The sequence below is a fragment of the Scytonema hofmannii PCC 7110 genome (assembly GCF_000346485.2).
GTDB lineage: Bacteria > Cyanobacteriota > Cyanobacteriia > Cyanobacteriales > Nostocaceae > Scytonema > Scytonema hofmannii.
Genome location: NZ_KQ976356.1, coordinates 92293 through 117750, shown reverse-complemented (window position 1 = coordinate 117750; position 25458 = coordinate 92293). Strand labels below are relative to the sequence as shown.

Sequence of the window (25458 nt, the reverse complement as noted above, 5' to 3'; positions counted from 1 at the left end):
TTTCCAGCGGCCTGTACTAGTGCTTTTCACTGTAGAGTCAGAACTTTCAAAATTGCGTATTATTACTTAGGAAAAGTAAAAAAAATATTAAGTTTTTGTATAATTTTAGTTATGATTCTCTAGCGGTCGGTAAAAATGGGAGGACAGACCAGTTATTTCAGGTGAGGCATTAATATGCTAAGTGATTTTACTGAGGCAGCAAACAGCTTATCTGGCTCTTCTGGTCAAGATATAAGCACTAATGCACAACTCGGTATTAACCAAAAGCTTTTAGGTTCAACAGATTACGCAAATGCCTTTAATTTAGCTAACTACTACAACTTCAAAAATGGCAGTGGCTCTTCTGGAACGGAGAATGCAAATTTGAGAACAGGACTAGCTGTAGAAAGTACTAGTTTGGATTCTCCATTTAGCTCTGGCTGGTATACGGTAGGTGATGCTGGCGAGGTGAGTTTTGATTACTTGTTTGATGGCGGTGCTTATAAGGGAGAGCTAGCCATCTTCAGTTTGAAGGGTTTAGCGCAGTATGAACTAAGCTCTAATGCCTTTGTCCAAGAAGTTGCTAAACGAGCGCTGAGTAATTCAACACTAGGTTATGTAGTGATTTCTGACTCCTCGGAAGGGGCAAGATTTAGTGGGAAATTTCCTAAAGATGGAAATTTCCAAGAAGGCGATTATTTCGGAGTCAAAACGTTTACGATGAATCCGGGAGACCAGTTTGGTATTATGCTGGTGCCCAATGGTACGGTGCAAGAAATTTTTAATAATCCAAACCTAAATAGTGATAAGTCTCCGTTGCTCTCCTTGACATTTGCTAATCCTAACTCAGGGTTTCTAGTCGGGCAAATAGCGGATGTCACTGGGAAGGGTAGCACTTTTGTATTTGAAGATTTGCGGGTAGATGGTTCGAGTGACCGGGATTATAACGACATTATCTTTCAGGTGCGAGGGGCGCTAGGAAAAGCCGTTAGTTTGGATAAGGTGATTAATTCTGCTTTAGAGTGGCGAGATTCGCAGATGGGTAGGGCGTTGCTTGCTTATGTCGCACCATATGATAATCCCCAGACTTTTCAAACAGTTAATTTTAATTTTCTTGCAACTGACCAACCTCTAATTGGTATTATTGATACGGGGTTTAGCGCCAATAACCCAGATATTGATTATAGCCGTATCATCAAGGGACGCGATCGCGTTGATGGTGATGATAATCCATTACTCGATTTTGGAACGGGCAATGAACACGGTACGCATATTCTCGGTATCATCGCAGCAACGCGCAATAATGGTATTGGCATTGATGGTATCAACGACAAAGCACCTATTTGGTTAGGTAGGGCGGTTGGTTCTGGTCAATGGGCAAATTCACTGGTTGAATTTGTGGATTATGCCCGACAGTCTAGACATCCCAATGCCTTAGTTAACCTCAGTTTTGATTTAACGCAGGTTAATCCCGATGGAAGTGTAACAACACGTTATGAGTTGACGCCAGAGGAACGTTCCGCCATTGAGTATGCACGCCAACATAATGTATTTCTTGTGACATCTGCAGGAAACGATGGCGGTGTGATGTCCGTTTTGGGACAAGCTTCCCAAGAATTTGACAATATTATGACCGTCGGTGCTGCCGATGGCTTAAACCGGGCGAATTACTCTAGTTACGGCTACGGTTTAGATATTGTGGCGGAGGGTGGTACCAGTGAAAATCCTATCCTTTCTACTGTGGGAGATAGTGTAGGTACAATGGCGGGAACTTCTGCTGCTGTCGCCTTTGTTACAGGAGCAATTTCCCAAGTATGGGCAGCTAGACCGAAATTAAGCTACCGTCAGGTAATTAATGCTGTCAAATTGACGGCTACAGACATAGACAAACCTAACTGGGATGAAGAAACGGGTGCAGGTTTGTTGAACACAGAAGCAGCAGTCAGTCTAGCAGATACTATCGAACCTCAAACTTATTATGCGCCAGCAACCCTCATACCTGAAAGCTGGAGTGGTGCAGGAAAAGTCACATCAGCAGAAAGAGCAACGTCGGTTCAGTTTAGTGGTAAGAATTATAACTGGGAGTGGTACACCATTAAATCGGGAGATACATTAAGTGAAATTGCCCTTCGCACGATGGGCAATGGCACAGAATCATACTACAACTTCATCGCTCAACATAATGGCATCAATAATCCTAGCCTAATTTATCCCGGACAGCGAATTGAGATTCCCAAAGCTGCATCAATAGATGAATTTGAGGGCAAACGCTATGAGTGGGTTTCCTACACTGTTAGACCAGGAGATACATTAAGTGAAATTGCCCTTCGTACAATAGGTAATGGCACAGAACCATACTACAACTTCATCGCTCAACATAATGGCATCAATAATCCTAGCCAGATTAATGCTGGGCAGCAAATTGAAATTCCTAGAGAAGTCAAGAATCAGGAATCAACACCAAATCCTAAGCCAACACCAACTCCCAACCCAACACCAACTCCTAACCCTATTGACCCCATCGATTCTCGTTCAGATAACTATCGAAATGGGCAAGTTAACCCCTTTGCTTATCGTTGGCAGGGACAATGCACTTGGTATGCTTATGGTCGGATGCTAGATACTGGGTTGCTACCTGCTGCGGCAAAAGCTAATGGTTCGTTTTTGGGTAATGCTGAGCTTTGGGCGCGGGATGCTAAAAATGCTGGTTTAGATGTTACTTCCAAACTAACACCTGGGGTGCGAGGACTCATAGTTTGGTCGCCTAATGCTAAAGGTGCTAGTCGGTGGGGACACGTAGCCTTTTTGGAAGAAGTTTATGCTGATAATCGTATCCGCATTTCAGAGGCTAATTGGACAAATCAAGGGATTTCAGAACGCATTTTGACACCAGCAGAATACGATGGACTGTCCTTTGTGCGTTTGGAAAATGCCGCAGCGAAGCCCATTTTGAGTTCTCCTCCAGCACAACTTGGAAAGCAACGACAGCACGTTGTTCAATCTGCTGAAAGTCTTTGGGGTATTGCCCAGACGTATTTGGGTGATGGTAAGCGGTGGCGAGAAATTCGTAAGGCAGATGGGAGTGCGTTTACAGAGAGTGAGGCTGGTAAGTCGCAGGTGGGAGTATCGGTTTATTTGCCTGTGAGTTATCAATCGGGGGAAGGTAAGACTGTTACACCTGCTTCTGATTCAAAACCTAATCCACTAATCACTCAACTAGTAAGAACAGGTGTAGTAGATTTTGCTGTATCTTCTAAGCATATCGATAGGCGAGAGTATACAGGTCCTGTATGGACTACTATTTACGCTGAAGCAGGTAATGAAGGTAAGAAGCACAAAGTAACTATTGACTGGGGTAACTACAGATGGGAAGGGATTGTAGCTCCAGCTACTGGAGAAAGAATGGTGTCGCTTTGGTATCAGAAGAGGAATCAAGACTCTATCCCAAGGTTCGCGAAAGTAGAACCCCTTCCCAATGATAAAGATGGTGCTCAATCTATATCTCAAAAAACAATAATTTTCAACGGTGCAGGTGCATATGTCTCAAAGAAGGGCATAAGTATCGATGATGGAACGTGGAAAGAAATATTAACTGGATATAAATTAGAAAGAACAGAAAAGGGAGTAGCTTTATATCATAATCAAGATAATAATCACTCAAGTTTCTTACAAACTGTAGATTTGAGTGAAGGCGCATCTCTACAGTTTCGATATGGAGAGAGCAATTTGCAAGGAGATAGTCCAAAATTCAGAGTCCAGACTATTAATGAGGCGTGGGATGAGTTTGCATCAAATCCAAAAGCTTTTTCTATTAATAATGGTGCATTCTTTAATGACTTGAGTTTTTCTAGCACAGAACTGTCATTTCCTCTTAAGGTAGGCAATGATAAAGGCAGTAAAGTTATTAGCAAAGGTAAGGTACCCAATCCTTCTAATGCCTTAATGTTTGAATTATGGAATGACCAGGCAAAAATTAGACCATTCAATCAACAAGATTTTCAAGAATCTAAATCAGCAAATATTTTGGTTGCGCTAATCGAAGGTATAAAAGAACCTTTTGCAGAAATAGGAAGAACTTTGATAGGTATTAAAGATAGCGATTTTAATGAAACTTATGAAACAGTTATAGTTTTTAATGCAGAAAAATCGACTGAGGCTCGTGGAGTTGAAACCCTCAAAAAATTTGGTGCAGATCGGATAATAGTACTTGATGGGTCAGGCTCTTCAAAGTTAAATGTTAAAGGACGGGAGTATCTACCAGGAGATTGGAGAAGAATACCGCAAACAATAGGCATATTAAATGGTTAACTCTAAGGTATTAAAGTTTCAATAATCCGTAATTATCAACCAATCTAACTGAACTTATGGTTAATTTTATAGGTCGGGTTGTTAATCAAAAGAATATGCCTGTTAAAGGAGCTACAGTTTCTCTTGAATTTCAAGGTACTCCACCTATTGTTTACACTGATTCTCAAGGAGTTTATAGATTTACAGTTAACTTCATTAGCGGCAGTAGTCTTAATGGACGTATACGAGTAGAAGCAATTGGGTACGAAACCAACGACCGTTATATTGAATTATCACCCAATAACTCAAATCTTGAAGAATTTCGGCTTGTTGAAAATGACCCTGATTTTGCCAGTAATAAAAGACCAATAGCTATAAGAGTGGCTTGGATAACAGCAGCAGCAACAGTTTTAGCAGCATTGATAGGTAGTGTGGCAATGTTGTCTAAAAGTTCTGAAGAAAGGACAAAACCAACTTCTCCAGTAAATATTCCTAGAGCACAAACTGATAACTCTTCAGAAATAACGACAACTACACTCTTAAAAGAGCCTGTATTTTCAACGAAAGAAACATCTTCACCAGAATCTATTCAACCAAATCTACTTAAATCGAAAATATCTGAAGCTATAAAAGTGGGTTACGACGGACTTACTACTTACCGTACTTTCATCAAAACGTTCGAGAAAAATGGTGGTTCATTTACTTTAGGTTCTCCAATTGATAATGTGCAATCTTGGGAGAATGGTCTTATTCAAAATTTTACCAATGGGTCAGAAGAAAGGGGCGCAATTATCAAGTCTTACAATAGCGATAAGGCTTATTGGGTTGGGGCTGAATTCTGGCAGGTGTTTATGGCTATAGGTGGACTAAAACCAGAGGGAATAGGTTCCCCAGAAACAGACCGCTATAAAACTAACAGTGGTCAACGTCAAAACTTTGAACGTGGTGCTATTTTTCAATCCTCAAGGGGGATTTTTCCAATGTTTGCAGGAATTTATGGTTATTACCGTGACAAAGAGGGTGGAGAGACGGGTCGGCTAGGGTTTCCAGTTAGTAAGGAACAAGGTGTTGGCAATGGAATACATCTTCAGTACTTCGAGAACGGATGCATTCGTTACGATGAGCATGGCTCACCAACACGGACAATAATGAATCCAAACAGATGCCTGTAAAATAAGTATTATTTAAGGAGTAAGACACTTAGCATTAGATAAATGCTGGTAATCTAGAATCACATTTTTTGCTTGACAAGTTTACGGGCGTTCGCTTTACCGAAAACCGTTTTTCTCATAGGGAGAAGGAGGTAGGGAGTGTCTGTGCCAGTTTATAGTTATGAAGCCATAGGTCTACATCCTCCTGAAGAAGGTCAAGGTTTGGTAAAGCTTTTTGCGAAAAGCTATGCGGTAAAATGCAGCGTGTATGGTTTTATGTAGGCGTTCCCAGATGCCGTATACACGGATGTTAATGGGGCGGTAGATGCCGAATGGAAATTTATTTTACAGGAATTGTGTGCGATCGCTGGCTGTATAGTAATGATTTTGACTATAATTATTATAGTTTTGTATACAACACTCATGCCTGCGTAGATTTGCCTAAAAAAGCAAAAAATTAATTTCATAGGAGTTATATTCTCATGCTTGCGAAGGAAAGATTAGCTCGCTTAGAAGAAACTTTAGATATTGACTATGAGAAGCTGGATGAATTTGAAAAGGAACTAGTCCTACTAGCAAGTCCCACTCAAAAATTTGAGTTAAAGCAACGTCTTAAACGAGAGGTACTACCAAGTATTCGTCAACATGAGTCTGAATACTTACAAATTCTGAGTCAAGAAGCAAACTTATTTCATATCTCTGAGCAACAAGCTAGTCAAGCCATTGTTGATGTTGTGCAGCAGGTTGAAAATATTACAACCTCTGGATATAATAGCTATCCTCCTGAAGTTATAGAACTGTTGAAGGAAATTCTAAGAAAACTTAATGAATTGGATAAACCAGCAGCAGCAAAACTGAAAGCCACCCTGCCACTCCTGCCACCCATCGTATCTTACGAAGTGGAGATTGATACAGAAACTTCTCTAAGAAAAATACGCCAAATAATCACAAGACCATTCAAAGGTAGCTCTAAAAAAAAATCAACCATGATGTAGCAGATTGGCCTTGCCCCTACCAAGGTTTATCTACCTTCCAAGAAGAACATCATCAGTTTTTCTTTGGTCGTGAGACTTTTGTAAAAGACCTGGTGAAATTAGTCAATAAAGAGCCTTTGGTTGCTGTGATTGGACCTTCTGGCAGTGGAAAGTCTTCGGTAGTCTTCGCTGGTCTTATTCCCTATTTGAAAGATACAGGCGGTTGGAGGATTGCCAAGTTTCGTCCTGGAAAATCCCCTTGCAAAACCCTGACAGAGGCAGTTGTTTCCTTAATGCAACTTCAGACTTATGAACTAGACCAGCAGACTATAGAATTTAACCAGAATATCCGATGGTTACAGCAGATGGTGGAACAGTTTCTATCAAAGCATCCAGGTGAGCGTTTGCTTCTAGTAGCTGACCAGTTTGAAGAACTCTACACCCTTTGTGAGGATGAAAAGGAGCGCCAACAGTTTTTAGATCAATTGCTCACATGTGTTAGAGATGCACCCAAATTCACCCTGCTCCTAACTATGCGGGCAGACTTTTTACACCATGCTCTCTCCTATCGTCCTTTTGTAGATGAGTTACAAAATCGAGATTTGAAAATTGGTCTGATGAGTCAGCAAGATCTGCAAAAAGTAATTGAGGAACCGGCTAAAATTTGTCGTATATACATAGAAAATAATTGGTTTCCTCTACGTTTAGAAACAGGACTAACTGAACGCATAATATCAGATGTAGGTGACAAAGCCGAAAATCTACCTTTGTTAGAGTTCACGCTGACTCAACTATGGAAAAAACAGACTGACGCTCAGCTTACTCATAAGAGTTATCAAGAAATCGGTTTTGTAGAACAGTCAATCGCTAACCATGCCGAAGAGGTGTATAAAAACTACAATGATGACGAGAGACAACGGTTAGAGCGAATTTTCATTCAATTAATCAATCCAGAAAAAGGGACAGCATACACTCGTCGCATCGCAACTCGTACAAATTTGGGAGAAGATAACTGGGAACTGGTAACGTGCCTTAACAGTGAAGAGATTCGCCTGGTTGTCATCAACTATAACAAGGAAATTCAGCAAGAGACCGTAGAAATTATCCATGAGGCTTTGATTCAAAACTGGCATCGTTTAACTCAATGGATGAAGAAAAACAATGAGTTTCGCACTTGGCAAGAAGAACTACGGAGGCAGATATGTCAGTGGAATAATACAGGTAACGACGAGGGAGCATTGTTGCGAGGTGTACCGTTAGCTGTGGCGGAAGATTGGCAGCAGAAGCATTTAAAGGATTTGGCTTACGAGGAGCGGTTTTTTATCAAGCGAAGTTTAGAACTGCAGGATAAGGAGATCCAGCAGCGGAATAGGGAGACAAAGCAGCGCGAAAGACAGCAACAGCGCATTACCATAGCCCGAACTCTGGCAATTTGTCTAGGTATCGGAGTAATTGGCTTAATAGTTCTGTTAAACAGAGAAACGCTATTAATAACATTTGTAATTGCTATTAAAAAGCACTTGGCTGGGCAGAATCTGGAAAAATTTCATATGCCAAGAGCCAACCTCTCCCAAGCAAACCTCTCGCGAACCAACCTCTCAGAAGCTAACTTGGAAGCAGGTGACTTGTCAGAAGCTAACCTTCAGGATGCTCGGCTATGGAAAACTCATATGCCAAGAGCCAACCTCTCCCAAGCAAACCTCTCGCGAACCAACCTCTCAGAAGCTAACTTGGAAGCAGGTAACTTGTCAAAAGCTAACCTTCAGGATGCTCGGCTATGGAAAACTCATATGCTAAAATCTAGCCTTCAAAATGCCAACCTTTCAAAAGCTGACCTCTCAGAAGCTAACTTGAAAGCAGGTAATTTGTCAAAAGCTAACCTTCAGAGCGCTCGGTTATGGAATACTTATATGCCAAAATCTCGCCTTCAGGATACCAATCTATCGCAAGCTAATCTATCGCAAGCTGATTTGAATGGATCTGACTTTTCGAGAGCTAAACTAAATGGCGCTAACCTTAGAAACACTTATATGCCAGAAGTTAGTCTCCAGAATACTGACCTTTCACAAGCGGATCTATTGCAAGCTAATTTATCAAAATCGGATTTGTCAGGCGCTGACTTTAGGGGTGTTCGGAATCTAACTCCTGAGCAAGTTAAGTCAGCAAGGAATTGGGAAAAAGCGATATACGATGAAGATTTTGCTAAAAAGTTAGGTTTGAGATAGGGACTTCAATGAGCCAGCTTTCCTTGCGTTCGCCAACAACAGAAGGTTGATAGTATAACCAGACTCTGACAAATTTTAGGTCTGGTTACATATCGGATAAATGCTCGTAAAAATCAGGGCGGTGTGCGATCGCTTCGGATAAGATTGGCACATTGCCGCTTGGCTGGAGAGGTTCTTCTCTATGCTTTGATTTCTTACTCTTTAGGCTATTAATTACATTAGAGCTAAGTTATTTTCTTTGCTCTTATTTTCATAAATTTCTTCTGTCAGTAGTTCTAATTTCGCCTCATCATAGCATTTATCTTTTGATTTAAAATCCACGAATTATGCGGAATATTTTGATTTTTGACGAACCCAAAACATTTCTATCTAATTGGGATCTTTAGCATTAGATAAATGCTGGTAATTGAGAATCACATTTTTCTTGATAAACGCTAACTAGTTGGTGTAATTTTTCCACTTCGTTTGGTATGAGTGATAAATTTGTGTTTTCAATTAACCTGCTTAATTCTTCTGCCCATTCTTGGTAGGATGAACTCCCGATAATCCCCTCACTTGACTGGATGTAATTGACTAAAGGTATAGAGTTTATTTGGAAGCCCTGTCTTCCCCAAACGTTTATACATTGGAGTAAATATTCATAATCTGCAAATACTCTGTAGTTGGAATTCCATTTAGGTGCATTTTTCCAATAGTGGGTAAACCCATTACTATCGAATATTTCCTTTTGAGAGATTAATTCTGCTAAAGAACACTCAGCATGACTCGGAGAAAGAAAAGTTTTGCCCTGGCGAATAATTTTCCCATCTTTGGTGACATCTCGACGACGCTGTTGTGCTGTCATACAGTATTTAACTGTAGGGTACTGTCGGAAAAACTCGCTTGTAGTAGCGATAAACTTTGGTGTGAGGTTATTATCATCGTCTAGATAAGAAATTAATTCCCCTGTCGCTGCCTCAAGACCAGCGTTGCGTGCGTGGCATAGCCCAAACCCAGTGGATGAATGTTTAATTTCCACATACTTTAGTGAGAAGTTGGTTTTGAGATGGCTGACAATCTCTCTAATTTCGGGATTTCCACCGTCGTTGACAACAACCCACTCGAAGTTGTAGTCTGTTTGGTCGAGCAGACTGGGCAGTGCGATCGCATTCAGTTGTTCTGGTCGATTGTACGTAGCGGTAATGATAGATAGTTTCATTGTTCAAGACCTCTTGACTGGTTGTTTTGCTGGATATCTATTCGGTGTTGAGCGTGCAGCTGCTGTATGTTGATGACATCCTGTTGGATTAACCCGCGATTAATTTCAATTTGATTGGCAGTCAGATTTTCTTGAATTAAAAGAGTCTTTTCTTGCAAGCGAGATACCATGAAGATATTTTTCTCAGTGTCGAGAGTCAACTTATAATCGCCGAGTTCCAATACAAACAATTCCAAATTTTCTGCTGGTGATCTAGAAATATCGTTACTATTTGTAGTAGCAAGTATAGCCTTAGCGAGAGGTGTAATTATTTGCGCTCTTTCCAACTGTTCTTGTACTAACTGTTGGTAATTCCATTCAGGAAGTTCAATCCCTAATTCCATTTTAATAAAGCGTTCGGCAAGAATAGCCATTTCGGTAGGACCAATGCCACCAGGGACAGGAGTGATGTTTTGGGGAATGTTGTAGGCGCTCTTGTCAACATCACCTCTAGGAAAGTCTTGTTTAGTTTCTCCTGGAGTGAACCCGCTATCTACAACTAACCTGTGTTCGGGAAGAATATATGGAGTGGCTAGTCCAGGTACTCCTGTTACAGTTACGACGATATCAGCAGCTCTTGTTCTGGTTAAATCATCACCATCTTCCAGTATAAAGCAGTTGATATTCTTTTCTCTTAAATAATTAACAACTCCATTACCGATAAACCCTCCACCACCAATGACTGCAACATTTGAATCTGGTTGTGCAAAAGACTCAACTATTCTGGCTACACCTTCAGATGTAGCTGGTGCTGAGAATAAACCGTTAGGTTCTTCTCGTACTATATCTATATCTTTTTCTGGAGATAAAATTTCAAGAGAGTCTTCAAATTCTGATGGAATTGGAAACTGAACTATAGCTGCTTTTACATTCTCGTTATCGTTTAGATTTCGGAGAATATTTTGAAATTGTTCTACAGTGGTATCTTCTGGCGATAGTGTTTCCCGATTGACTTTCACTCCAAAAGATTCAAAGGTCGCTACTTTTTGATTTTCTGATACTAAAGCTGCTTCGTATTTTCCTTTTAGGCTTTTTTGCCTTTCACTTAAATTTTCAGAATTTCTTAAATTAGGTGGGGGATTAAATCTAATGATGGTAATTTCTTTACCTAGTAATTGTTCTTGGTAGTTTTTGCATTGGTTCTTAACGTGTTCTTTAATTATATTGCCATCAATTATCATGGTAATTATTATGATTTATGATTTGTAAAGTATTTTTCTCCCTCAGAGGGTCGTCTGGTAATTTCGCCTATACTCTTACCATCACAATCAACCCAACTGGTCGCATATCGTTCAGTTCTATGAAACCCTGTAAACTCTAAATTTTTTCCGGCAAAATGAGCTTTAAACCATTCTTTTGCTTCTTCTTCAGTATCAAAAGTTCTAGTTTTTACTTCTTCTTTTGTTTTCTGCCAATTACTATCATCGATAAAATCACAAACGTAATGAGGCATATATCTATTCTCCTTTTTATAGTGTGCTTGGTTTATTTACTATTATTTCATATGTCAATAGATGTGGTGACATTTTTCTCATCAAGGTAGCTGAATATTGAATAAAGTTGGTGACTTTCTGTTTTTAAATTTGAGCTTCCCAAGATGAGCTACATCTACGCTTTGCTTCTTCAATCAGTTTTCGAGTCGTCTTTTTTCTCAATAATGCCATTGCAGCGTCGCACTCAAACCAAACGTCATGGTGATCGCACCAATAATTGTAAGCCTCATCTGCACCACCAGAAGTCAGAATATTAGGATTATAATTTTCTGGTTGACTTGGGCTTTTCAACACGAGTATTTCGGCTACAAGTGGTCTGCGCTCTATTGCAACTTTTAGCCACTCTTGAACCACATCACTTCTATTTAACCGAATGCCAGCGAGAACCCTGCCATATAGAATACTAGGATCGGTGGTTTCGTTGTCATGAAAAATGGCTTCTTCCTCAAACTCATTTTGATAAAGCTTGCAAACTGACAAAACATCTTCATATCTTCCCAATTTTAAATAACATTCTATCAACAAATCTCTAGCACCAATATTATCGTTATAGTGGATGCTAATCAGATTTAGAAAAATTTCTGAGGCAATCTCTAGATTCTGGATGCTCAAAAAAATTAGTTCCTTATCTTTAGCTGCTTTTAAATGTACTAAGCCCCAGGCATGGTATAGTCTAAAAAAGGGTCGATTGTTTAAATCATAGTAATTTATCTTATCTTTTCTAAAATCAAACTTTTTCGGAAAAATTCTCAAAAGTCTTTGAATCCCGACTTCCCACGTCCGAAATGCCAAATCTTCACAACCACATTCTTCGTAAACTTGCCCTAGCAAACAATATGCATCAATATTATCTGGGCAAATCTTAATGATATTTGTTAAAATATTGATGATATTATTCGGCTCTAAATTACTATAAAACCAAGCATCGGATATCGAATCTAAGCTGTCATTAAATTCTGTAACTGAAGACGGTAACTCAAAGTGCCAATCCCCGTCTGCTTGTTTTTCTAAACGTAAATTACTCATTTAAACCTCCAGTAAAATTCTGAGTATAAGAAAGAAAAGAATGGTTAGTAAAGAGATTTCACTCAAAATATTTTAATTACAGAATATGTTTCTATTTCTTATAAATAAATAAAACTAGATGATTTATAATCTTTAATTTAAGAGAGTTTTACTTCTCAATTCCCCAATTAATCCGCGATCTATTTATTAGCGCTTGTTGGGTAAAGACACGCAAGCTTTCAATCTGCTCGATTTCGTTTGTTGTTAGTTGGGTTGGTATCTCTTCATGCCACTTACCATTATGATAGCGGGTTTGCATCACAGGAATATCATCTCCATGACGGCAAACAGTTAGGACATTTCCGTCCAAGCTTGCGCTCAACTCTCGTCCATTAATACGGTAACTATTGGTAACAAGCATATAGTTAGTTATAACAGTAGCCAAATCTTTGATATTGCTTTGTAGGGGAGCCACAGGTGTGAGCGGATTTGCCACAGAGGGTACTTCTGCATCGCGATTGCGCGGAGCGCGGACGCCTTCAGGCGTATCGCTTGAGACGAGCCGACTGGCGTTGTTAGGGGTAAGGGAGTCATTGATGAGTGATGGTTGCTCCTCCGTTGGAGAAATTGTGCCATTATCTGTACTCAACTTCTTTTCTGCTCTTGATTTTCCCTTGGAGTGTGATACTTTTTCCTCAACCTCAGCTATTTCCACTTGAATTGGCTTTTCCAATTCTTCCAATGGTTGTGGCAGTTCTTCCTTAACCTCAGTGTCCACTGCTAAATGAGTATTTTGACTGAGCGATGATGACAGTTCGGTAGAGGGCTGTTTTTCGTTCAGCTGTTCGGGTTGTACTTTCTTCTTTACTGGGGTTTTTGCTGTAGCCAACTCTTTTTCCAATGTTGGTGTTGTTAAACCCTTTTCAAGGAAATTACTAGGTATATTTGTACTATCAACGAGATTGATATTGCTGTCAGCATCACCATTGCTATCGCTTGTACTGCCGTTAGTAGGTTTATTGCTATAGGAGTGTTCTGCATAACTTGAAGCTGTGTTGTTTATGCAGTTAATTGCTTTGATTTTGGCTTGTTGAATGGCTTGCTTATCTCTCTCGCGAGCGTATGTGACTCCATATTCAGATTGCAGTTTATTCCAACTGTAAGGTTTGTATACTTGATAACCAGCAATTTTGACCTGATTGTGAATGTAGGTAAAGCCGAGTAGTTCATCTCCGCTCATCTTGGGTAATACTGCGATATTGTTTTCCTCCAGCCGTTGGATAAAAGTAGAGACGGTGGGGCTATCTTTAATAGCTTCCCCTATTGCTTCCCGAATCATCTCCTTACTCGTTGGGGTTTTGTGCTTGCTGTTGACTGCTTTAATACTTTTTGAGCGGTTGGGACTTGTAGGTGTAGTAATTTTGTACTCTTGTTCTAACCTCAAGGCGACGGCTTCATTCGTCGTTGGTGTAACTTCCAACCCCAATTGAGCCGCAATTCGTCTAGTTGACACCTGGGAGTTGAAATAGTCGTAGGAATCATTAACTAATTTACCATCTAACCGAATACGTGAAGCTATTATGTGCAGGTGTTCGTGATTGCGATCGCTATGTCTAACTGCAACGTATTGACTGGTTGCATGGAGTGACTCATCCTTGGGCAAATACCCCATATCTTTAAGGTATTCCTTGGCTACGTAGCTGTACTGACTATCAGATAAATGCTCGTGATAATCGGGGCGGTGTGCGATCGAGATGATGAGGTGAGCGCATTGTCGTTTGACTGCTTTGTTGGTGTATTTGGTACTGAGAAACTGTTCGTTAAATTGGTGTGGACTTGTTCCCATCATGTTGGTATCAACAATTGCAGCACTATCTTTCCCCAAAACATACTTGAGGGTGTCGAGAAAGTCGGGTTTTTTATAGATAACGGGAATCAAATTGAAGAACTAGGGAGTAGGGGACTAAAGTAGCAGGAGATAGGGAAAGGCGTTTCACCTTACTTATCTTGGGTTGAGGGAGATGTGTTTGGGGTGTCCAAGTTAAAGGCAGCTGCAATGGTCTTATCCGCGAGTGCGATCGCAATTTCCACTTGGTTAATAATTTGCTGGTTATTTGTCTCGACTGCCAAGTGCTTAAGCATCATCAGTTCGCTTTTGAGAGTTCCTACAGTAGCACGTATGGTTATCAAATCAGCAGATGGTTTGGTTGTCAAGACTCGTCTCAAGCCACATGAGCGTAGGTACTCAGATGCGGTTACCCCCGTAGCAGTGGCTTTATTCTCAATAGCGATTTTCTCGTCATCAAAAACGTACACCTTGATAGACTTGGTTCGTTTGGTGGGATTATCTGCCATACCTTATTTTTGGTGGGACTCTTGGAAGCAGATCGCTACTGCACTAAACTGGAGAACTTGCACGACTACCGAGAAATTTAACACTACTCGCACTCCCAGTTGTGGACAATATTGCCGCTATTCGTGGTATAGCTTCTACGATAGTAATATGTAACTAGTAAAAATACTGTACCTGTTGCGATCTCTCTATTACAAAGCTTTTGAATGGAAAAATTGTGTCTGTAAATGTAACCTACGTAGAAAATTCACCAGAGTTGTAGGTATAACACAATTTTGTATTACAACATAAGACAAATACGACCCAGATGATTGTCAATTAATCTAGATTATTGATAATAATGGAAAGCTAGAGTAACCCTATTGAACATACCTTGTCTAATGAAGAGACTACAGTACAGGAAAATACACCAAAAATTAGTGAGACAGCGTGCAAATCTAGACAGTGAGAGGGTTATGTGGATTTTGTCAAGTTTGATGCTCTCAAAGGTAGAGTGAAGAATAGAGTGAGATTAACTTCTGTTTTGAGTTGGAGTTTACTCGTACCTTACTCTTTTATAATTGGGTTTTATTTAAATTAAAATAGGTAATTAAAATTTATTTTCAGTTGACAATTTGCGGTTTTTTGGAAGTGGGGTAAGAACTGAGTAGGACTTGAGTAAGAGTTGAGTAGGATGTAATTCTCATCAGTAGATTTCAGTATTAGAGATGACTTTTTTGTACTGAGAATCTTTCATCTATAATGCAAACTGAGGTTAGTGTCATTGCTAATGTCATGTTAACCATTTACATGACCGTAAATACGTGCTCATCTACCATCTATGGGAAAGCGATCGCTTCAAGGGCGAATTTACCAACCAGATTCCAAGGCGATGCTCCCAGAGGGAACCGCCCAAGGGGCGAACGCAGAGCAGCAACCGAAGCGCATCGACCTTGAGTCAATCAAAATATCGCAAAACCCCTACTCCGAATGTAGAGTCCCCCACATGGTCATGAGGTTTGGCATGATGCACAATAATTATTGGAACTGAGTGCAACTCGATTCTTGAACCAATGTAACAGAGCGATTCTGGTATTGAGCGAGTCCAATTGAGGAGGTTTTTGACTCAAATCCACTTTATAGAAGAAACACCTATACGAAACAGACCGCTTTGGAGCACGAACCAGAGCGGTTTATGGTTTATCCCAACTACCAGATGTAGGAATAATCGCACGTGAGATGCAGAATTTTAAAACAGCTAGCTTTTTGATAAAGCTCTCCTGCAATCTGAGCAGACCTTTGTGGAGTCGAGATTCATAAGTCGGAAATGTTTTACCAAATGGTCGCGACTAAAAAGAACTTTTGAAAAAGTAGACAAATGTAGTATGACTATGTAACATAGTATAGAGAAGTCTTTATTACAAATACTACAAACCTTCGATGATAAGTCGATTATCCTCAACTAACAAATGCGCGATACATTGCCGACCCGATTGGGGTTGGATAGATGCTTTCGTGCTATTTGCGTTTGAGGGAACGTATCGGTTATTAGGCGGTAAATCTGCAGGTTCTGGCATTTTTGGAGCATTAGCCTGTTGGTTGAATCCAGAACGACTTATCCAGAGCGGGAGGTGCAAATGTTTTCTAGCACCCATATAGGGCAAAAAGTATCAATTACCTGACCCCCGCTTTTGTTCACCAGAGGCGGGGGTTATTTTTTGAGGAGTAAATCAACTTATGGAAGCTCAACCACCAAGTCAGCAATCACAAATACTACAAAATTCAGTTGTAGTGTTCTCCAAGAACTACTTGCCACTTGCACGCATTAATATTAAACGAGCAATCGTGCTGTTAGTCACAGGTCAAGCAGAATCGTTAGATTTTAGCAGCACCAAGCTCTGGCAAGTTCGCTCTCCCAGTATCGTACTACAAGTGCCTGAACACATTCGTCTAACGGTTGGCAATCCAGAACGGCACTGGAAAGTCCCTCCTGTAAACCGTCGTGAAGTGTTGAAGCGAGACAACCACACCTGCCAGTACTGCGGTAGTATCAAACATCTAACGCTCGACCACGTAATTCCCCGCTCCAAGGGTGGACAGCACAGTTGGGATAACGTGGTAATTGCGTGTGAGAAGTGCAACTTAACCAAGGGCAATTGCTTACCTCATGAAGTTGGAATGGTACTGAAAACTAAACCCAAAGCACCAATTCACCCAGCAGTTGCATTTGCCGAACAGTTCTGGAGCACACAACGCCTAGCTGAGAACGAGTAATTTATTTCAACCCTAGTCAGGGAGAGTAATACAGCTATTAAATCACTAAGCGCCCTCTCACTTCTCAAAAAAACTTTGTAGTACACCCTTGACAATTTTATAATACATTGTGTAGTATAAACGTAGTAAACCACACGAGCCTCTTCAAAAGGCATGGTGTTAACACTTCTGAACCTTGAAAAGTTAATAATTGCCACATTTGGGGATGTAGCTCAGTTGGTCAAGAGTGCCTGTCTGTCGAACAGGAAGTCGCGAGTTCAAATCTCGTCATTCCCGTGTAGCCTTGTGGACGAATAACAAGTCGTTGTGCCTCTCAAGCACGGGAGTTGCGGGTGCAATTCCCGTCCTTGCTTCCAAATGAGGATGTAGCTCAGTCGGAAAGAGCGCTTGTTTCCGAAGCAAGTGGTCACAGGTTCGATTCCTGTCGTCTTCGTAGTGTGTCCAGGTCGCCTAACGGTAGGGCGTTGGTCTGCAAAACCGACTGTGCGAGTTCAATTCTCGCCCTGGACTCCAGACATTGCAGCGTAGTTTAATCGCTAAAGCCCCAAGCTCATAACTTGGTCAATGCGGGTTCAACTCCCGCCGCTGCGACCAATGCACAGATGGTGTAACGGGAGCATTAAGGTCTCCAAAACCTTTGGTCAAGGTTCAAATCCAAGTCTGTGCGTTAATGGTGCCGTAGGCAAATTGGTAAAGCCGTCGATCTTTCAAGTCGATGGAAAGCGGGTTCAACTCCCGTCGGCACTGCCTCATGGGTTGGCTCGCAAGCTTGGTGTAGGCAACGGTCTGTAAAACCGCCGCGATTGCATTGCTAGTTCAATTCTAGCCCGACCCATTACGGAGAGATTGCTATTGGCAGAGCAAGCTGTTTGCTAAACAGTCGTGGATGCAAGTCCATTGTGGGTTCAAATCCCTCTCTCTCCGCCTTATGAGAACGTGGTGTAACTGGATGAACACGTCGGTCTACGAAACCGAAGATTGAGAGTTCAAGTCTCTCCGTTCTCGCCTTATCCCCCGGTAACTCAGTTGGTAGAGTGCTTGTTTGAAGAACAGGAGGTCATCCGTTCAATCCGGATCTGGGGGACTGGCACATTGCCCTATAGCTCAATGGCAGAGCAAGCGGCTGTTAACCGCGAGGTTGTAGGTTCAAGTCCTACTAGGGCAGCCATTTATTGCAGGATGGACGATTGGCAAGTCGCTTTGACTCTGAATCAAGGAGAGGTTGGTTCGACCCCAACTCCTGCATCCAATTTTCAATGGGAAGTAGGCAAACAGGCAAAGCCGTCGCACTTTGAATGCGAAGTTTGAAGGTTCAAATCCTTCCTTCCCAGCTTGTGCTCCTGTAGCCCAACTGGAAGAGGCGGCTGTCTCAAAAACAGTCTATGTGTGGGTTCAAATCCCACCGGGAGTACCAAATTATGCTGCTGTAGCCCAATTGGAAGAGGTGCTGGTCTTAGAAACCAGAGATTGTGGGTATCTCCTCCGGAGACGCTTCGCGAACGACTCCCACCAGCAGTACCAATCATCGGGATGTGGCGCAACTTGGTAGCGCGGCAGCTTTGGGAGCTGAAGGTCGCAGGTTCAAATCCTGTCATCCCGACCATTTGCCCTTGTAATGCAATTGGAAGACATACCGTGGTCAGAATGCGGTTTTTTTGTGGGTATCTCCTATGTCCTATGTCCTTACGGAGACGCTTCGCGAACGGAGACGCTTCGCGAATAACTCCCACTGAGGGCATTGTGCTCCCGTGGCGAAATCGGTAAACGCTTCCGTTTGAGGGACGGAATTTTTGCAGGTTCAAATCCTGTCGGGAGTATTAAGCACTCCTTGGCGGAAGTGGTCTACGCGCACGCCCGATAAGCATGTTACTAGCAGGTTCAAGTCCTGCCCGGTGTACCAAATTATCTAGGTGAGACGCAGGTGGAAATGCGCTTGGTCTTCGAACAAAGAGGTATTTGCGGGAAGGCTGTTGCTCAAAAGCTTTGTTACCGCTTTGCTAACGCCTACAATCTCTCTCACTCAGACCATTTTCGGGTCGTTGGCAGAGCGGATATGCAGCTGTCTTGTGTATGGGGTATTGGCATATCGGCGAGTGCATCGGACTTTTAATCCGACTTAGACAGGTTCGACTCCTGTATACCCCATAAATTTAGGATTAAGCGGATTTATCCAGGTTCAACCCCTGGGCAACCCACTAAATACGGGCGTTTGGCAGAACGGTTATGCTCCTGACTCTTAATCAGGCTGACACAGGTTCAACTCCTGTAGCGCCCACCAAATTTTGCCCCTGTGATGCAATTGGAAGACGTAGCCCGCTTAAACCGGGTTTGTTGCAGGTTCGACTCCTGTCAGGGGTACTTGCGGAGATAGAGCAACGGTTAAGGCTCAACGGTCTCATAAGCCGAAGTTCAGTGGGTTCGACTCCTACCTCCGCTACCAAATGCTGGTGTGGCTCAATGGCAGAGCAATCGCCGATGTTCGCGATGGGTTACGGGTTCAACTCCTGTCACCAGCTTAATTAAATGCGGATGTGGTGTAAAGGCAACACTGGAGTATGCCAAACTTCAGATGCGAGTTCAACTCTCGTCGTCCGCTCTCATAGCCCTGTAACTCAGTTGGGAGAGTGCCTTTCTTACAAAGAGGAAGTCGCGGGTTCAAACCCTGCCGGGGCTACCAATCTGTGGGAGTGTCGCCTAACGGATGGGCATCGATCTTCTAAATCGATTTGTAGGGGTTCAAGTCCCTTCACTCCTGCCAAATGGGATCATAGCTCAACTGGCTAGAGCGTCCGCCTTGCAAGCGGAAAGTTAGGAGTTCAAATCTCCTTGATTCCATGATGGTGTTTGAAGTCAAAGTGGTCGAGACGCTGGTTTGTGGAACCAGTCATTAGGGAGTTCAAGTCTCCTCAGACACCCCTGAATGGAAGCTGTCCGGCATGGACGAGGAAACCGCCGATGATTGCGGCTGCGGGTTACACCGTCAAGAGTTCAATTCTCTTAGCTTCCGTTTTTGCACTCTTACCACAATTATAAGAGTATTACTAGTAGCTCGTTACTAGTAGTGTAGGTAAGTGTGCTGTCTGACAACCTTATGTTTCATCTGTTCTTGTGTTGTGATTATCAAAGACGTTGTTTGCGATCGCTTTGATACGACAATTGCCAATCTTTATGTTACAAAAAAAGACGTGTAGCGACAAAGCTATTCTCAATAAACTACAGTTTTTGAGAAATTAGGGAATGTAAAAATGACCCTATTAGACATACCTTGTTACCAGACGAGGCTACACCTGAGCGCAAGGAGCTCTTGGTCATAGACGGCGAATGGCTCAAAGTCAGTTACAGATAGGGTTTCGAGACAAACTCAAGATTTCCAAACAAGCAGGGATTTGGAAGAGTTGGGTAGGAGGTTACTCCGAGTTTAGTAAGAGTTAACTCTTACCTTATTCTTCTGTTGTTAAATGATATTTCAATTAAAAGATAAATTCAAAATATATATTGAATTATAAATATCTAATTTTGGGAGAGTAGAGTCATAACTGAGTAGGAGTTGGGTAAGAGTTGAGTATGGTATAACTCCAATCAGTAGGTTATAGTATGTTAAATTACATTTAATTTGCTGAGAATCCCTCGTTTTTTGCCCCTTGATTTATGCCAAGAAAGAAAGATTTAGCTGAATCAGTGATGCTGACGGTGATCAGAAAAAAGTCAACACTTGAGGGTAAGGTGCTGGAGTATCTTAAGGAGAGTGAAGAGGGAGGGAGTGACTTGGCAATGGCAGCGATTATGCTACGGCATAAACCCTATTACTTACGTAAGGTTGGTGTGCCTCAAGAAGAACTACGCTCGTGTGTTTTGGATGCGATCGCGGATTTAGAAGCTGAGATAGTTAAGCTAAAACGGGCATTTGGAATGGAAGGGCTTGCCCAGGTAGTGCTAGTTCAGCCTTATAATGGAGTTCCTTCAATAAGTGCATCTCTCGCAACTGCTAACTTGGTTCCTCCAAAAGAGTCTTTTTTTGGGTCAAATGAATCAGATTCTGTTGAATTACCTACAGCAAATGAAGTGTCAGTGTCAGTAGAATTGGAGGAAGAGGAAGATTTAGACGATGATGACGGTTTTTTTGATGATGACGAGGATGACCCAATTGCCAAGGCAGAGATAGAAGTTGATGCGGGGTTTCGTTTAGAATGAGAAAACTTCGTCTAAATCTTCCTTATTGCTGTAACATTAGTATTGAAGCTTCATCACTCAATAATTTGGCGATCTATAGTCATTCACAATTCCCAATCCAGCGTAAAAGTCTCCTCATTATCTTCCAACTCAACTTGGGGGTCATGTGGGGTATGACTTGACTCATCAACAGCAGCTAGATTTTGTTCTGTGGGGGTTGATTGGGGGTTAACGGCTACAGACTGTACTGGTAATACACCCTGCTTAAACGCAAAGTAGCAATCAACAATAAAGTAAAGCGTTTCAAGGTAACTTTTACCCAATCGTTGCGATTCAGCATTGATGCGATCGCGGTAGCTGTCTTTGATTCGGACTTTTTCTGGGGTTTTGTCTTGCTGAGAAACCATTTTAAGTCAGTTGGCACAAATAAAGTTAACTAGTTTAAACTGTCAAAAGTCATTAGTTATTTGGTGTTACCTCCACGAAAAACTTACACACCTTCAGCAGATGCGCTTGCAGAGGAAGAAGCTCCAATGGTTTTAGCCATTTGCAATAGACCATAAGAATTAGCCTCTACTGGGTTGTCAAGAATTTCAAACCCATTCTGTGTAAGCAGTTTTTTAAATCCAGGAAGTAAGCAACCGCCGCCAATCGCCCAAATGTCATCACCTTGGTGTTTTGCCTCAAGAGCAAGATTGACTGGTTTTTTCAAATAGCTTTCGTACCACTCTTTAAGACAAGTGGTGTATACATCTTTGATGTCGATATCGCGGCTGTACTTGGTATGTCCCATTTCAAGACAAAAGCGAATTTTCGATAAATCACCAAGCTTCCCACCGTTGAGAGGTTTCATCTTCTTAGCAATCTCACCAATGAGAACTTCCACACCCGCCGCATAGGGAGTATGAACTTCCCTTTTCCCCTGAAAGTAACGAGAATAAAGCGTTGTACCATTCCCAAAATCTACGACAGTTAACCTTTTGGGGAGTTTTCTACCGAACAGAGCGCCCATACCTTCAGGTACGACTTTGAGAACCTCTACTCTGACATCAGAGAGTTTACCAGCGAGCATTGGTTGATATTCACCATTGAGTATTTGACACAACTCTTTTGTCAAAGCAGTATCATGCAAGCTGACCACCAGCTTTAAGTGCCAAGTCTTACGATGTGGTAGATGAGCCAACGCACCCAATAAAGTGATGAGGGCGTTGTTAACTTTGTTAACGTTGCTATCAGTGTTCCGCTCGAAGTAGTACCCGGTGCGGAAAGCTGACTCCCCAACAGTGTAAGCGTTGCCGTTATAAACAACTCGACCGGGTACATCTTCCATGTCTTCTCGTGAGATGTAGCTGGGAATCCGCACGACATCAAAACCATCGACCAACAGTTTGACGCTGCCATAGCCATTGTCGAAACCCGCACAAAAAATCTTTTGATTCGCGTGAATGTTCTTCATGTTATTTGGCAAAAGTTTTTTAAAATCCCATACTGGGTCAAAGCGGTGTACTCTAGATACAGGGTTGGATAAGCGATCGCAAATTATTTCTTCATGGGGGCTAAGTGGGATACAACAGCTCAACGAATCCAATATACCCCAAGCATAGCACATACATACCCCATACAGGGGTTAAATTCGAGAAAAAAGCCATGGGATACGCTTAGCCCCCACTTGTACCCCATGAGCGATGAAACTATTGTTGGTGCTGACAAAGAATATTATTGTTATACAATTGTAAAATTTTCTCGAAAACAAAGTAATAGTGTTGTAAAGAAGGCTTTTTCCTCTACCAAGATAATACTGGCAACAGTTAAATTGTAAGCAAGAGTAGAGATTTATTTAAACCTTCATGTATGTCCAAGACTAAGGAGAAACCAGATTTAAACAAGATAGTCATCACGATAGATATGGGTGGAAGTAAAACCAAGGCGATCGCGCAGGAGTATCCTGAAGGGAATCCTGTGGTCTTACTTTTTGACTCAGAAGTAGCGGATGTCTCTAGGGCTTCGATTGAAAGTGTTGAACCAGAAGGTAACCCCTCTTCTCGTGCTTGGGTAGGAATAAGCGGTGAGTATTATGCTTTAGGAGAACTCGCCCGCCATCGGTTTGGGGGTATATCGCAACTCAAAGAACTTAAATACGAGCTAGCAGTCCCCAAGATATGTGGTGCAATCTGGCTGGCGAAGGAAAAACTGAGCCTAAGTAACGATGTTGCAGTTTACTTGAGCATCCTGCTACCGCCTGGGGAGGTGCAAGACTCCGAACAATTACAAGTTCGTTTGAAAAATGCGTTTCGGGGGTTTGATACGCCAGCAGGTAAAATGCGAGTGAAAATGCTGCGTTGTGATGTAGCTTCTGAAGGGAGTGGAATATTTCTTTACCGCAAAAAGGTGCTAGGCGAGAATATGCCTACTTCAATGTACGTAATGCTTGGTTATCGCAACGCGAGTATTTTTACTGTTCGAGGTGGCGTTCCAAGTACGGGAATAACCAGTAATTTTGGGATGTCTTGGCTGGTAAACAATTTCACTTCTAAGGTATCGGGATTAAGCCCTGATAGTCCTAATATTGTCGAAGTGTTGGTAGAAGCTGGGGCGAGTTGCGATGGGCAAAGTCCTACTGGAGGCGATCGCCTAGTGCTTCAAAAACTCTCACGCAAGCGTAAACGCGAGGAGATTCAACTTGATGGCGAGTTGATGTCCAAGGCTTTATTGCTTGCTAGAGATGAGTATTGGCGTGCGATTGTGAGGTGGTTGCGCTCAAAAATGGATGAGGATATTGAAGAACTAGTCTTTTGCGGTGGAACTGCCGATTATATTCGTTCAGAGATAGACAGTTACTTCCGAGAAGAAGGGATGAAAGTATCTTGGCACGCTGATATCTATATACCTGATGAAATCTCTACTGGTATGGGTAATCGAATGGCTGATGTCTACGCGCTGTACCAGCATATGATTGTTCAGTTTGATAAGCTAACTGGTTACGAACGTTCCAACTCATTATTAGCTACTAAAGCAATTCAAACTCAATCAACTACAGCTAGTTTGTCTGGGGGAACGAAACAACAGTACGGTTTTGAGTTTCCCAGTCCTCCCCCCCAATTTATAGCTGTCAACGAGAAAGTATAATTTGAGAGCCAAAAATTAATCAGCGCAACCGTAGCGCTGATTATCTTCTCCTAGATTGTTAATTTGAAGAAGGAGTCAGAAATCAGAATCGATTGGTTGGGAATTTAGACCCGCAACCAATCGTTGACCACCAAATCTACGATGCATGGTGGAGACTTCACCCATTACTCATCATCCAGTTGCTTAACTTCAACTGAATTCTGGCGACTGACGTCACGAGTTCTTTCTTATTAAAAAAAGAAAACGGCTGCGTATGCAACCATTTTCTATTAACTAACCACCGACATTATTGATTTTGCAGCAGTTTTTCTTAGAGTCCCACGTACCTCCCAAAGCTTCGCAATCGCTTTGACCGCCTGAGAGTTTTTGGCAGATAGAACCGTCGCTTCTTACTACACCGCATTGCCCAACTTCAGAGGAAAAGCCAATAACTGTACCGTTGATAACAACTAATGTAGCGATACCGAAAATTTTGTAAATCATAGTTTATATTTCCTATATGTTTGATTCACAAAAAACGGCGTAAGCCACTGTATAGAACTGGTTTTCAGCACGAATTATTTATCTTGCCTCAATGTAGATGTAGTTTGTTGAGTGAAAAAAATATCAGCTAGAACTTGACTGCATGAAACAGTTGCGTTCTAACTGACTCTTTTAGAGTTTATGAGTGGGGCATTTCATCCAGTACTTGGGAGTCATCAACAGGAGAATCAGTAAGTTCTGGAAATGGTTTAACATTAATTTCCTCCATTTCGGCGTACTGTTGTTCCCGACGAGTGCGGAGTTCCCAAGATTTACGGTTGTAAGCTAGAAGTTCTGACAAACCCATGTTGAACTTAGTTTGCGCGAAGGTTAGCAATTGTTCTGTGGTGTAACGACGTTCTTCAGCAGTTCCGAAACAGATTTCAAACTGAGTTTTGAAGGTTTTCCAATCGAAATTGTCAGACCCTAATTGTCGTTGCGATTCTTTACCGTAGAGGTCACGAATCGAGTAGAAAATTGCGTTGTATTTCCGCACGTCGAATGATTCAACTTTGAATTGCTCCATTGCTGAATCGTCGATGGTTACAACTTTGGTTTTAGTAGATTTAGTAGCCATAATTTCTCCTATGTGGCTTATTTACTTCATTTATTTGGGGTGTTAACCCCTGTAAAGAAAAAATCTCACCCAAGAATGAGTGAGATTTCTGATACGAATGAGTTGA

General features: G+C 41.8%; 20 protein-coding genes and 26 tRNA genes. 35 read left to right on the top strand and 11 right to left on the bottom strand.

All coding sequences use genetic code 11. From position 1 onward, the window contains the following. Positions 1-174: 174 nt before the first annotated feature. The 5 genes from WA1_RS50925 (at position 175) to WA1_RS50910 (ending at position 8616) form a co-directional block, all read left to right on the top strand. The gene (locus WA1_RS50925) at positions 175-4287 is read left to right on the top strand and encodes a S8 family serine peptidase (RefSeq protein ID WP_017740784.1); all 4113 of its coding nucleotides are present in this window, start codon (positions 175-177) and stop codon (positions 4285-4287) included. Between the two features lie 56 nt (positions 4288-4343). Then, a complete protein-coding gene (locus tag WA1_RS50920; RefSeq protein WP_017740783.1) occupies positions 4344-5438 on the top strand; it encodes a carboxypeptidase-like regulatory domain-containing protein in 1095 nt (364 codons plus the stop codon). A gap of 311 nt (positions 5439-5749) precedes the next feature. Then, the gene (locus WA1_RS61190; protein ID WP_272819491.1) at positions 5750-5878 is read left to right on the top strand and encodes a hypothetical protein; all 129 of its coding nucleotides are present in this window, start codon (positions 5750-5752) and stop codon (positions 5876-5878) included. Between the two features lie 21 nt (positions 5879-5899). Beyond that, a complete protein-coding gene (locus WA1_RS50915) occupies positions 5900-6412 on the top strand; it encodes a hypothetical protein (RefSeq protein ID WP_017740782.1) in 513 nt (170 codons plus the stop codon). Continuing rightward, entirely contained in the window at positions 6397-8616 is a 2220-nt protein-coding gene (locus WA1_RS50910; protein ID WP_336389864.1) for a pentapeptide repeat-containing protein, read from the top strand. The genes WA1_RS50915 and WA1_RS50910 overlap by 16 nt, the downstream gene beginning before the upstream one ends. 388 nt (positions 8617-9004) lie before the next feature. On the opposite strand, the gene WA1_RS50905 is transcribed toward WA1_RS50910, so the two are convergent. The 6 genes from WA1_RS50905 to WA1_RS50880 form a co-directional block, all read right to left on the bottom strand. After that, positions 9005-9814 carry a glycosyltransferase family 2 protein gene (locus WA1_RS50905; RefSeq protein ID WP_017740780.1) on the bottom strand — a complete coding sequence of 270 codons (810 nt, stop codon included), beginning with the start codon at positions 9812-9814 and terminating at the stop codon, positions 9005-9007. After that, positions 9811-11034 carry a tetrahydrofolate dehydrogenase/cyclohydrolase catalytic domain-containing protein gene (locus WA1_RS50900; protein WP_017740779.1) on the bottom strand — a complete coding sequence of 408 codons (1224 nt, stop codon included), beginning with the start codon at positions 11032-11034 and terminating at the stop codon, positions 9811-9813. The genes WA1_RS50905 and WA1_RS50900 overlap by 4 nt, the downstream gene beginning before the upstream one ends. 8 nt (positions 11035-11042) lie before the next feature. Beyond that, on the bottom strand, positions 11043-11306 hold the full coding sequence (locus WA1_RS50895; RefSeq protein WP_017740778.1) for a hypothetical protein: 264 nt from the start codon (positions 11304-11306) through the stop codon (positions 11043-11045). Positions 11307-11430: 124 nt separating this feature from the next. Beyond that, entirely contained in the window at positions 11431-12372 is a 942-nt protein-coding gene (locus WA1_RS50890) for a tetratricopeptide repeat protein (RefSeq protein WP_017740777.1), read from the bottom strand. Between the two features lie 148 nt (positions 12373-12520). After that, the gene (locus tag WA1_RS61185) at positions 12521-14290 is read right to left on the bottom strand and encodes a relaxase/mobilization nuclease domain-containing protein (RefSeq protein WP_026134393.1); all 1770 of its coding nucleotides are present in this window, start codon (positions 14288-14290) and stop codon (positions 12521-12523) included. Positions 14291-14349: 59 nt separating this feature from the next. Beyond that, positions 14350-14706 carry a plasmid mobilization protein gene (locus WA1_RS50880; RefSeq protein ID WP_017740774.1) on the bottom strand — a complete coding sequence of 119 codons (357 nt, stop codon included), beginning with the start codon at positions 14704-14706 and terminating at the stop codon, positions 14350-14352. A 739-nt stretch (positions 14707-15445) separates the two neighbouring features. On the opposite strand from WA1_RS50880, the gene WA1_RS56420 reads away from it, so the two are divergent. Beyond that, positions 15446-15640 carry a hypothetical protein gene (locus tag WA1_RS56420; protein WP_148663094.1) on the top strand — a complete coding sequence of 65 codons (195 nt, stop codon included), beginning with the start codon at positions 15446-15448 and terminating at the stop codon, positions 15638-15640. Positions 15641-16110: 470 nt separating this feature from the next. Here the strand turns inward: WA1_RS56420 and WA1_RS57960 are convergent, their stop codons facing one another. After that, entirely contained in the window at positions 16111-16260 is a 150-nt protein-coding gene (locus WA1_RS57960) for a hypothetical protein (protein WP_272819490.1), read from the bottom strand. 160 nt (positions 16261-16420) lie between these two features. Here WA1_RS57960 and WA1_RS50870 point away from each other — a divergent pair, with 160 nt between their 5' ends. The 28 genes from WA1_RS50870 (at position 16421) to WA1_RS50750 (ending at position 21148) form a co-directional block, all read left to right on the top strand. Next, positions 16421-16957 (top strand): HNH endonuclease, encoded by a 537-nt coding sequence (locus WA1_RS50870; protein ID WP_017740772.1) that lies wholly within the window; start codon positions 16421-16423, stop codon positions 16955-16957. 201 nt (positions 16958-17158) lie between these two features. After that, positions 17159-17233: transfer RNA gene (locus WA1_RS50865), tRNA-Asp, on the top strand. Positions 17234-17316: 83 nt separating this feature from the next. After that, positions 17317-17390: transfer RNA gene (locus WA1_RS50860), tRNA-Arg, on the top strand. 6 nt (positions 17391-17396) lie between these two features. After that, positions 17397-17470, top strand: a tRNA-Cys gene (locus WA1_RS50855). 5 nt (positions 17471-17475) lie between these two features. Next, a tRNA-Ile gene (locus WA1_RS50850) sits at positions 17476-17551 on the top strand. A gap of 2 nt (positions 17552-17553) precedes the next feature. Continuing rightward, positions 17554-17624 (top strand) — tRNA-Trp (locus WA1_RS50845). A 5-nt stretch (positions 17625-17629) separates the two neighbouring features. Next, a tRNA-Glu gene (locus WA1_RS50840) sits at positions 17630-17704 on the top strand. Between the two features lie 6 nt (positions 17705-17710). Next, positions 17711-17792 (top strand) — tRNA-Tyr (locus WA1_RS56415). A 4-nt stretch (positions 17793-17796) separates the two neighbouring features. Beyond that, positions 17797-17881 (top strand) — tRNA-Ser (locus WA1_RS50835). A 6-nt stretch (positions 17882-17887) separates the two neighbouring features. Next, positions 17888-17962, top strand: a tRNA-Arg gene (locus WA1_RS50830). Positions 17963-17968: 6 nt separating this feature from the next. Beyond that, positions 17969-18041 (top strand) — tRNA-Phe (locus WA1_RS50825). A 9-nt stretch (positions 18042-18050) separates the two neighbouring features. Next, positions 18051-18125: transfer RNA gene (locus tag WA1_RS50820), tRNA-Asn, on the top strand. A 5-nt stretch (positions 18126-18130) separates the two neighbouring features. Beyond that, positions 18131-18206: transfer RNA gene (locus WA1_RS56410), tRNA-Gln, on the top strand. A gap of 8 nt (positions 18207-18214) precedes the next feature. Further along, positions 18215-18288 (top strand) — tRNA-Gln (locus WA1_RS50815). A 5-nt stretch (positions 18289-18293) separates the two neighbouring features. Next, positions 18294-18371: transfer RNA gene (locus WA1_RS50810), tRNA-Leu, on the top strand. 6 nt (positions 18372-18377) lie between these two features. Continuing rightward, a tRNA-Leu gene (locus WA1_RS56405) sits at positions 18378-18478 on the top strand. 5 nt (positions 18479-18483) lie between these two features. Next, positions 18484-18560: transfer RNA gene (locus WA1_RS50805), tRNA-Pro, on the top strand. A gap of 139 nt (positions 18561-18699) precedes the next feature. Then, a tRNA-Leu gene (locus tag WA1_RS50800) sits at positions 18700-18774 on the top strand. A gap of 255 nt (positions 18775-19029) precedes the next feature. After that, positions 19030-19102, top strand: a tRNA-Lys gene (locus WA1_RS50795). A gap of 58 nt (positions 19103-19160) precedes the next feature. Beyond that, positions 19161-19235 (top strand) — tRNA-Lys (locus tag WA1_RS50790). A 6-nt stretch (positions 19236-19241) separates the two neighbouring features. Further along, positions 19242-19315, top strand: a tRNA-Leu gene (locus WA1_RS50785). A 3-nt stretch (positions 19316-19318) separates the two neighbouring features. After that, a tRNA-Met gene (locus tag WA1_RS50780) sits at positions 19319-19393 on the top strand. A gap of 7 nt (positions 19394-19400) precedes the next feature. Further along, positions 19401-19473: transfer RNA gene (locus WA1_RS50775), tRNA-OTHER, on the top strand. Between the two features lie 9 nt (positions 19474-19482). Further along, a tRNA-Gly gene (locus tag WA1_RS50770) sits at positions 19483-19553 on the top strand. 5 nt (positions 19554-19558) lie between these two features. Further along, positions 19559-19634 (top strand) — tRNA-Val (locus tag WA1_RS50765). Positions 19635-19640: 6 nt separating this feature from the next. After that, a tRNA-Arg gene (locus WA1_RS50760) sits at positions 19641-19715 on the top strand. Positions 19716-19718: 3 nt separating this feature from the next. Continuing rightward, positions 19719-19792 (top strand) — tRNA-Ala (locus WA1_RS50755). 813 nt (positions 19793-20605) lie between these two features. Next, on the top strand, positions 20606-21148 hold the full coding sequence (locus tag WA1_RS50750) for a hypothetical protein (RefSeq protein ID WP_017740770.1): 543 nt from the start codon (positions 20606-20608) through the stop codon (positions 21146-21148). 83 nt (positions 21149-21231) lie between these two features. On the opposite strand, the gene WA1_RS50745 is transcribed toward WA1_RS50750, so the two are convergent. Next, positions 21232-21534 carry a hypothetical protein gene (locus tag WA1_RS50745; protein ID WP_017740769.1) on the bottom strand — a complete coding sequence of 101 codons (303 nt, stop codon included), beginning with the start codon at positions 21532-21534 and terminating at the stop codon, positions 21232-21234. A gap of 83 nt (positions 21535-21617) precedes the next feature. Next, a complete protein-coding gene (locus WA1_RS50740) occupies positions 21618-22583 on the bottom strand; it encodes a ParM/StbA family protein (protein ID WP_017740768.1) in 966 nt (321 codons plus the stop codon). A gap of 395 nt (positions 22584-22978) precedes the next feature. Between WA1_RS50740 and WA1_RS50730 the strand changes: the two genes are divergently transcribed. Then, positions 22979-24253 (top strand): ParM/StbA family protein, encoded by a 1275-nt coding sequence (locus WA1_RS50730; protein ID WP_017740766.1) that lies wholly within the window; start codon positions 22979-22981, stop codon positions 24251-24253. A 273-nt stretch (positions 24254-24526) separates the two neighbouring features. On the opposite strand, the gene WA1_RS50725 is transcribed toward WA1_RS50730, so the two are convergent. After that, positions 24527-24736, bottom strand: coding sequence for a hypothetical protein (locus WA1_RS50725; protein ID WP_017740765.1), 210 nt, complete (start codon positions 24734-24736; stop codon positions 24527-24529). Positions 24737-24914: 178 nt separating this feature from the next. Then, positions 24915-25352, bottom strand: a complete 438-nt coding sequence (locus WA1_RS50720) for a hypothetical protein (protein WP_017740764.1) — start codon at positions 25350-25352, stop codon at positions 24915-24917. Between the last annotated feature and the right edge of the window lie 106 nt (positions 25353-25458).

Coding starts and splice junctions, on each gene's coding strand:
- WA1_RS50895 (WP_017740778.1), bottom strand. CDS start 11,306: ATGCCTCATTACGTTTGTGATTTTATCGATGATAGTAATTGGCAGAAA.
- WA1_RS57960 (WP_272819490.1), bottom strand. CDS start 16,260: ATGCCAGAACCTGCAGATTTACCGCCTAATAACCGATACGTTCCCTCA.
- WA1_RS50905 (WP_017740780.1), bottom strand. CDS start 9,814: ATGAAACTATCTATCATTACCGCTACGTACAATCGACCAGAACAACTG.
- WA1_RS50720 (WP_017740764.1), bottom strand. CDS start 25,352: ATGGCTACTAAATCTACTAAAACCAAAGTTGTAACCATCGACGATTCA.
- WA1_RS50740 (WP_017740768.1), bottom strand. CDS start 22,583: ATGAAGAACATTCACGCGAATCAAAAGATTTTTTGTGCGGGTTTCGAC.
- WA1_RS50745 (WP_017740769.1), bottom strand. CDS start 21,534: ATGGTTTCTCAGCAAGACAAAACCCCAGAAAAAGTCCGAATCAAAGAC.
- WA1_RS50915 (WP_017740782.1), top strand. CDS start 5,900: ATGCTTGCGAAGGAAAGATTAGCTCGCTTAGAAGAAACTTTAGATATT.
- WA1_RS56420 (WP_148663094.1), top strand. CDS start 15,446: ATGCAAACTGAGGTTAGTGTCATTGCTAATGTCATGTTAACCATTTAC.
- WA1_RS50750 (WP_017740770.1), top strand. CDS start 20,606: ATGCCAAGAAAGAAAGATTTAGCTGAATCAGTGATGCTGACGGTGATC.
- WA1_RS50900 (WP_017740779.1), bottom strand. CDS start 11,034: ATGATAATTGATGGCAATATAATTAAAGAACACGTTAAGAACCAATGC.
- WA1_RS50880 (WP_017740774.1), bottom strand. CDS start 14,706: ATGGCAGATAATCCCACCAAACGAACCAAGTCTATCAAGGTGTACGTT.
- WA1_RS50870 (WP_017740772.1), top strand. CDS start 16,421: ATGGAAGCTCAACCACCAAGTCAGCAATCACAAATACTACAAAATTCA.
- WA1_RS50730 (WP_017740766.1), top strand. CDS start 22,979: ATGTCCAAGACTAAGGAGAAACCAGATTTAAACAAGATAGTCATCACG.
- WA1_RS50920 (WP_017740783.1), top strand. CDS start 4,344: ATGGTTAATTTTATAGGTCGGGTTGTTAATCAAAAGAATATGCCTGTT.
- WA1_RS50725 (WP_017740765.1), bottom strand. CDS start 24,736: ATGATTTACAAAATTTTCGGTATCGCTACATTAGTTGTTATCAACGGT.
- WA1_RS50925 (WP_017740784.1), top strand. CDS start 175: ATGCTAAGTGATTTTACTGAGGCAGCAAACAGCTTATCTGGCTCTTCT.
- WA1_RS50890 (WP_017740777.1), bottom strand. CDS start 12,372: ATGAGTAATTTACGTTTAGAAAAACAAGCAGACGGGGATTGGCACTTT.
- WA1_RS61190 (WP_272819491.1), top strand. CDS start 5,750: ATGGAAATTTATTTTACAGGAATTGTGTGCGATCGCTGGCTGTATAGT.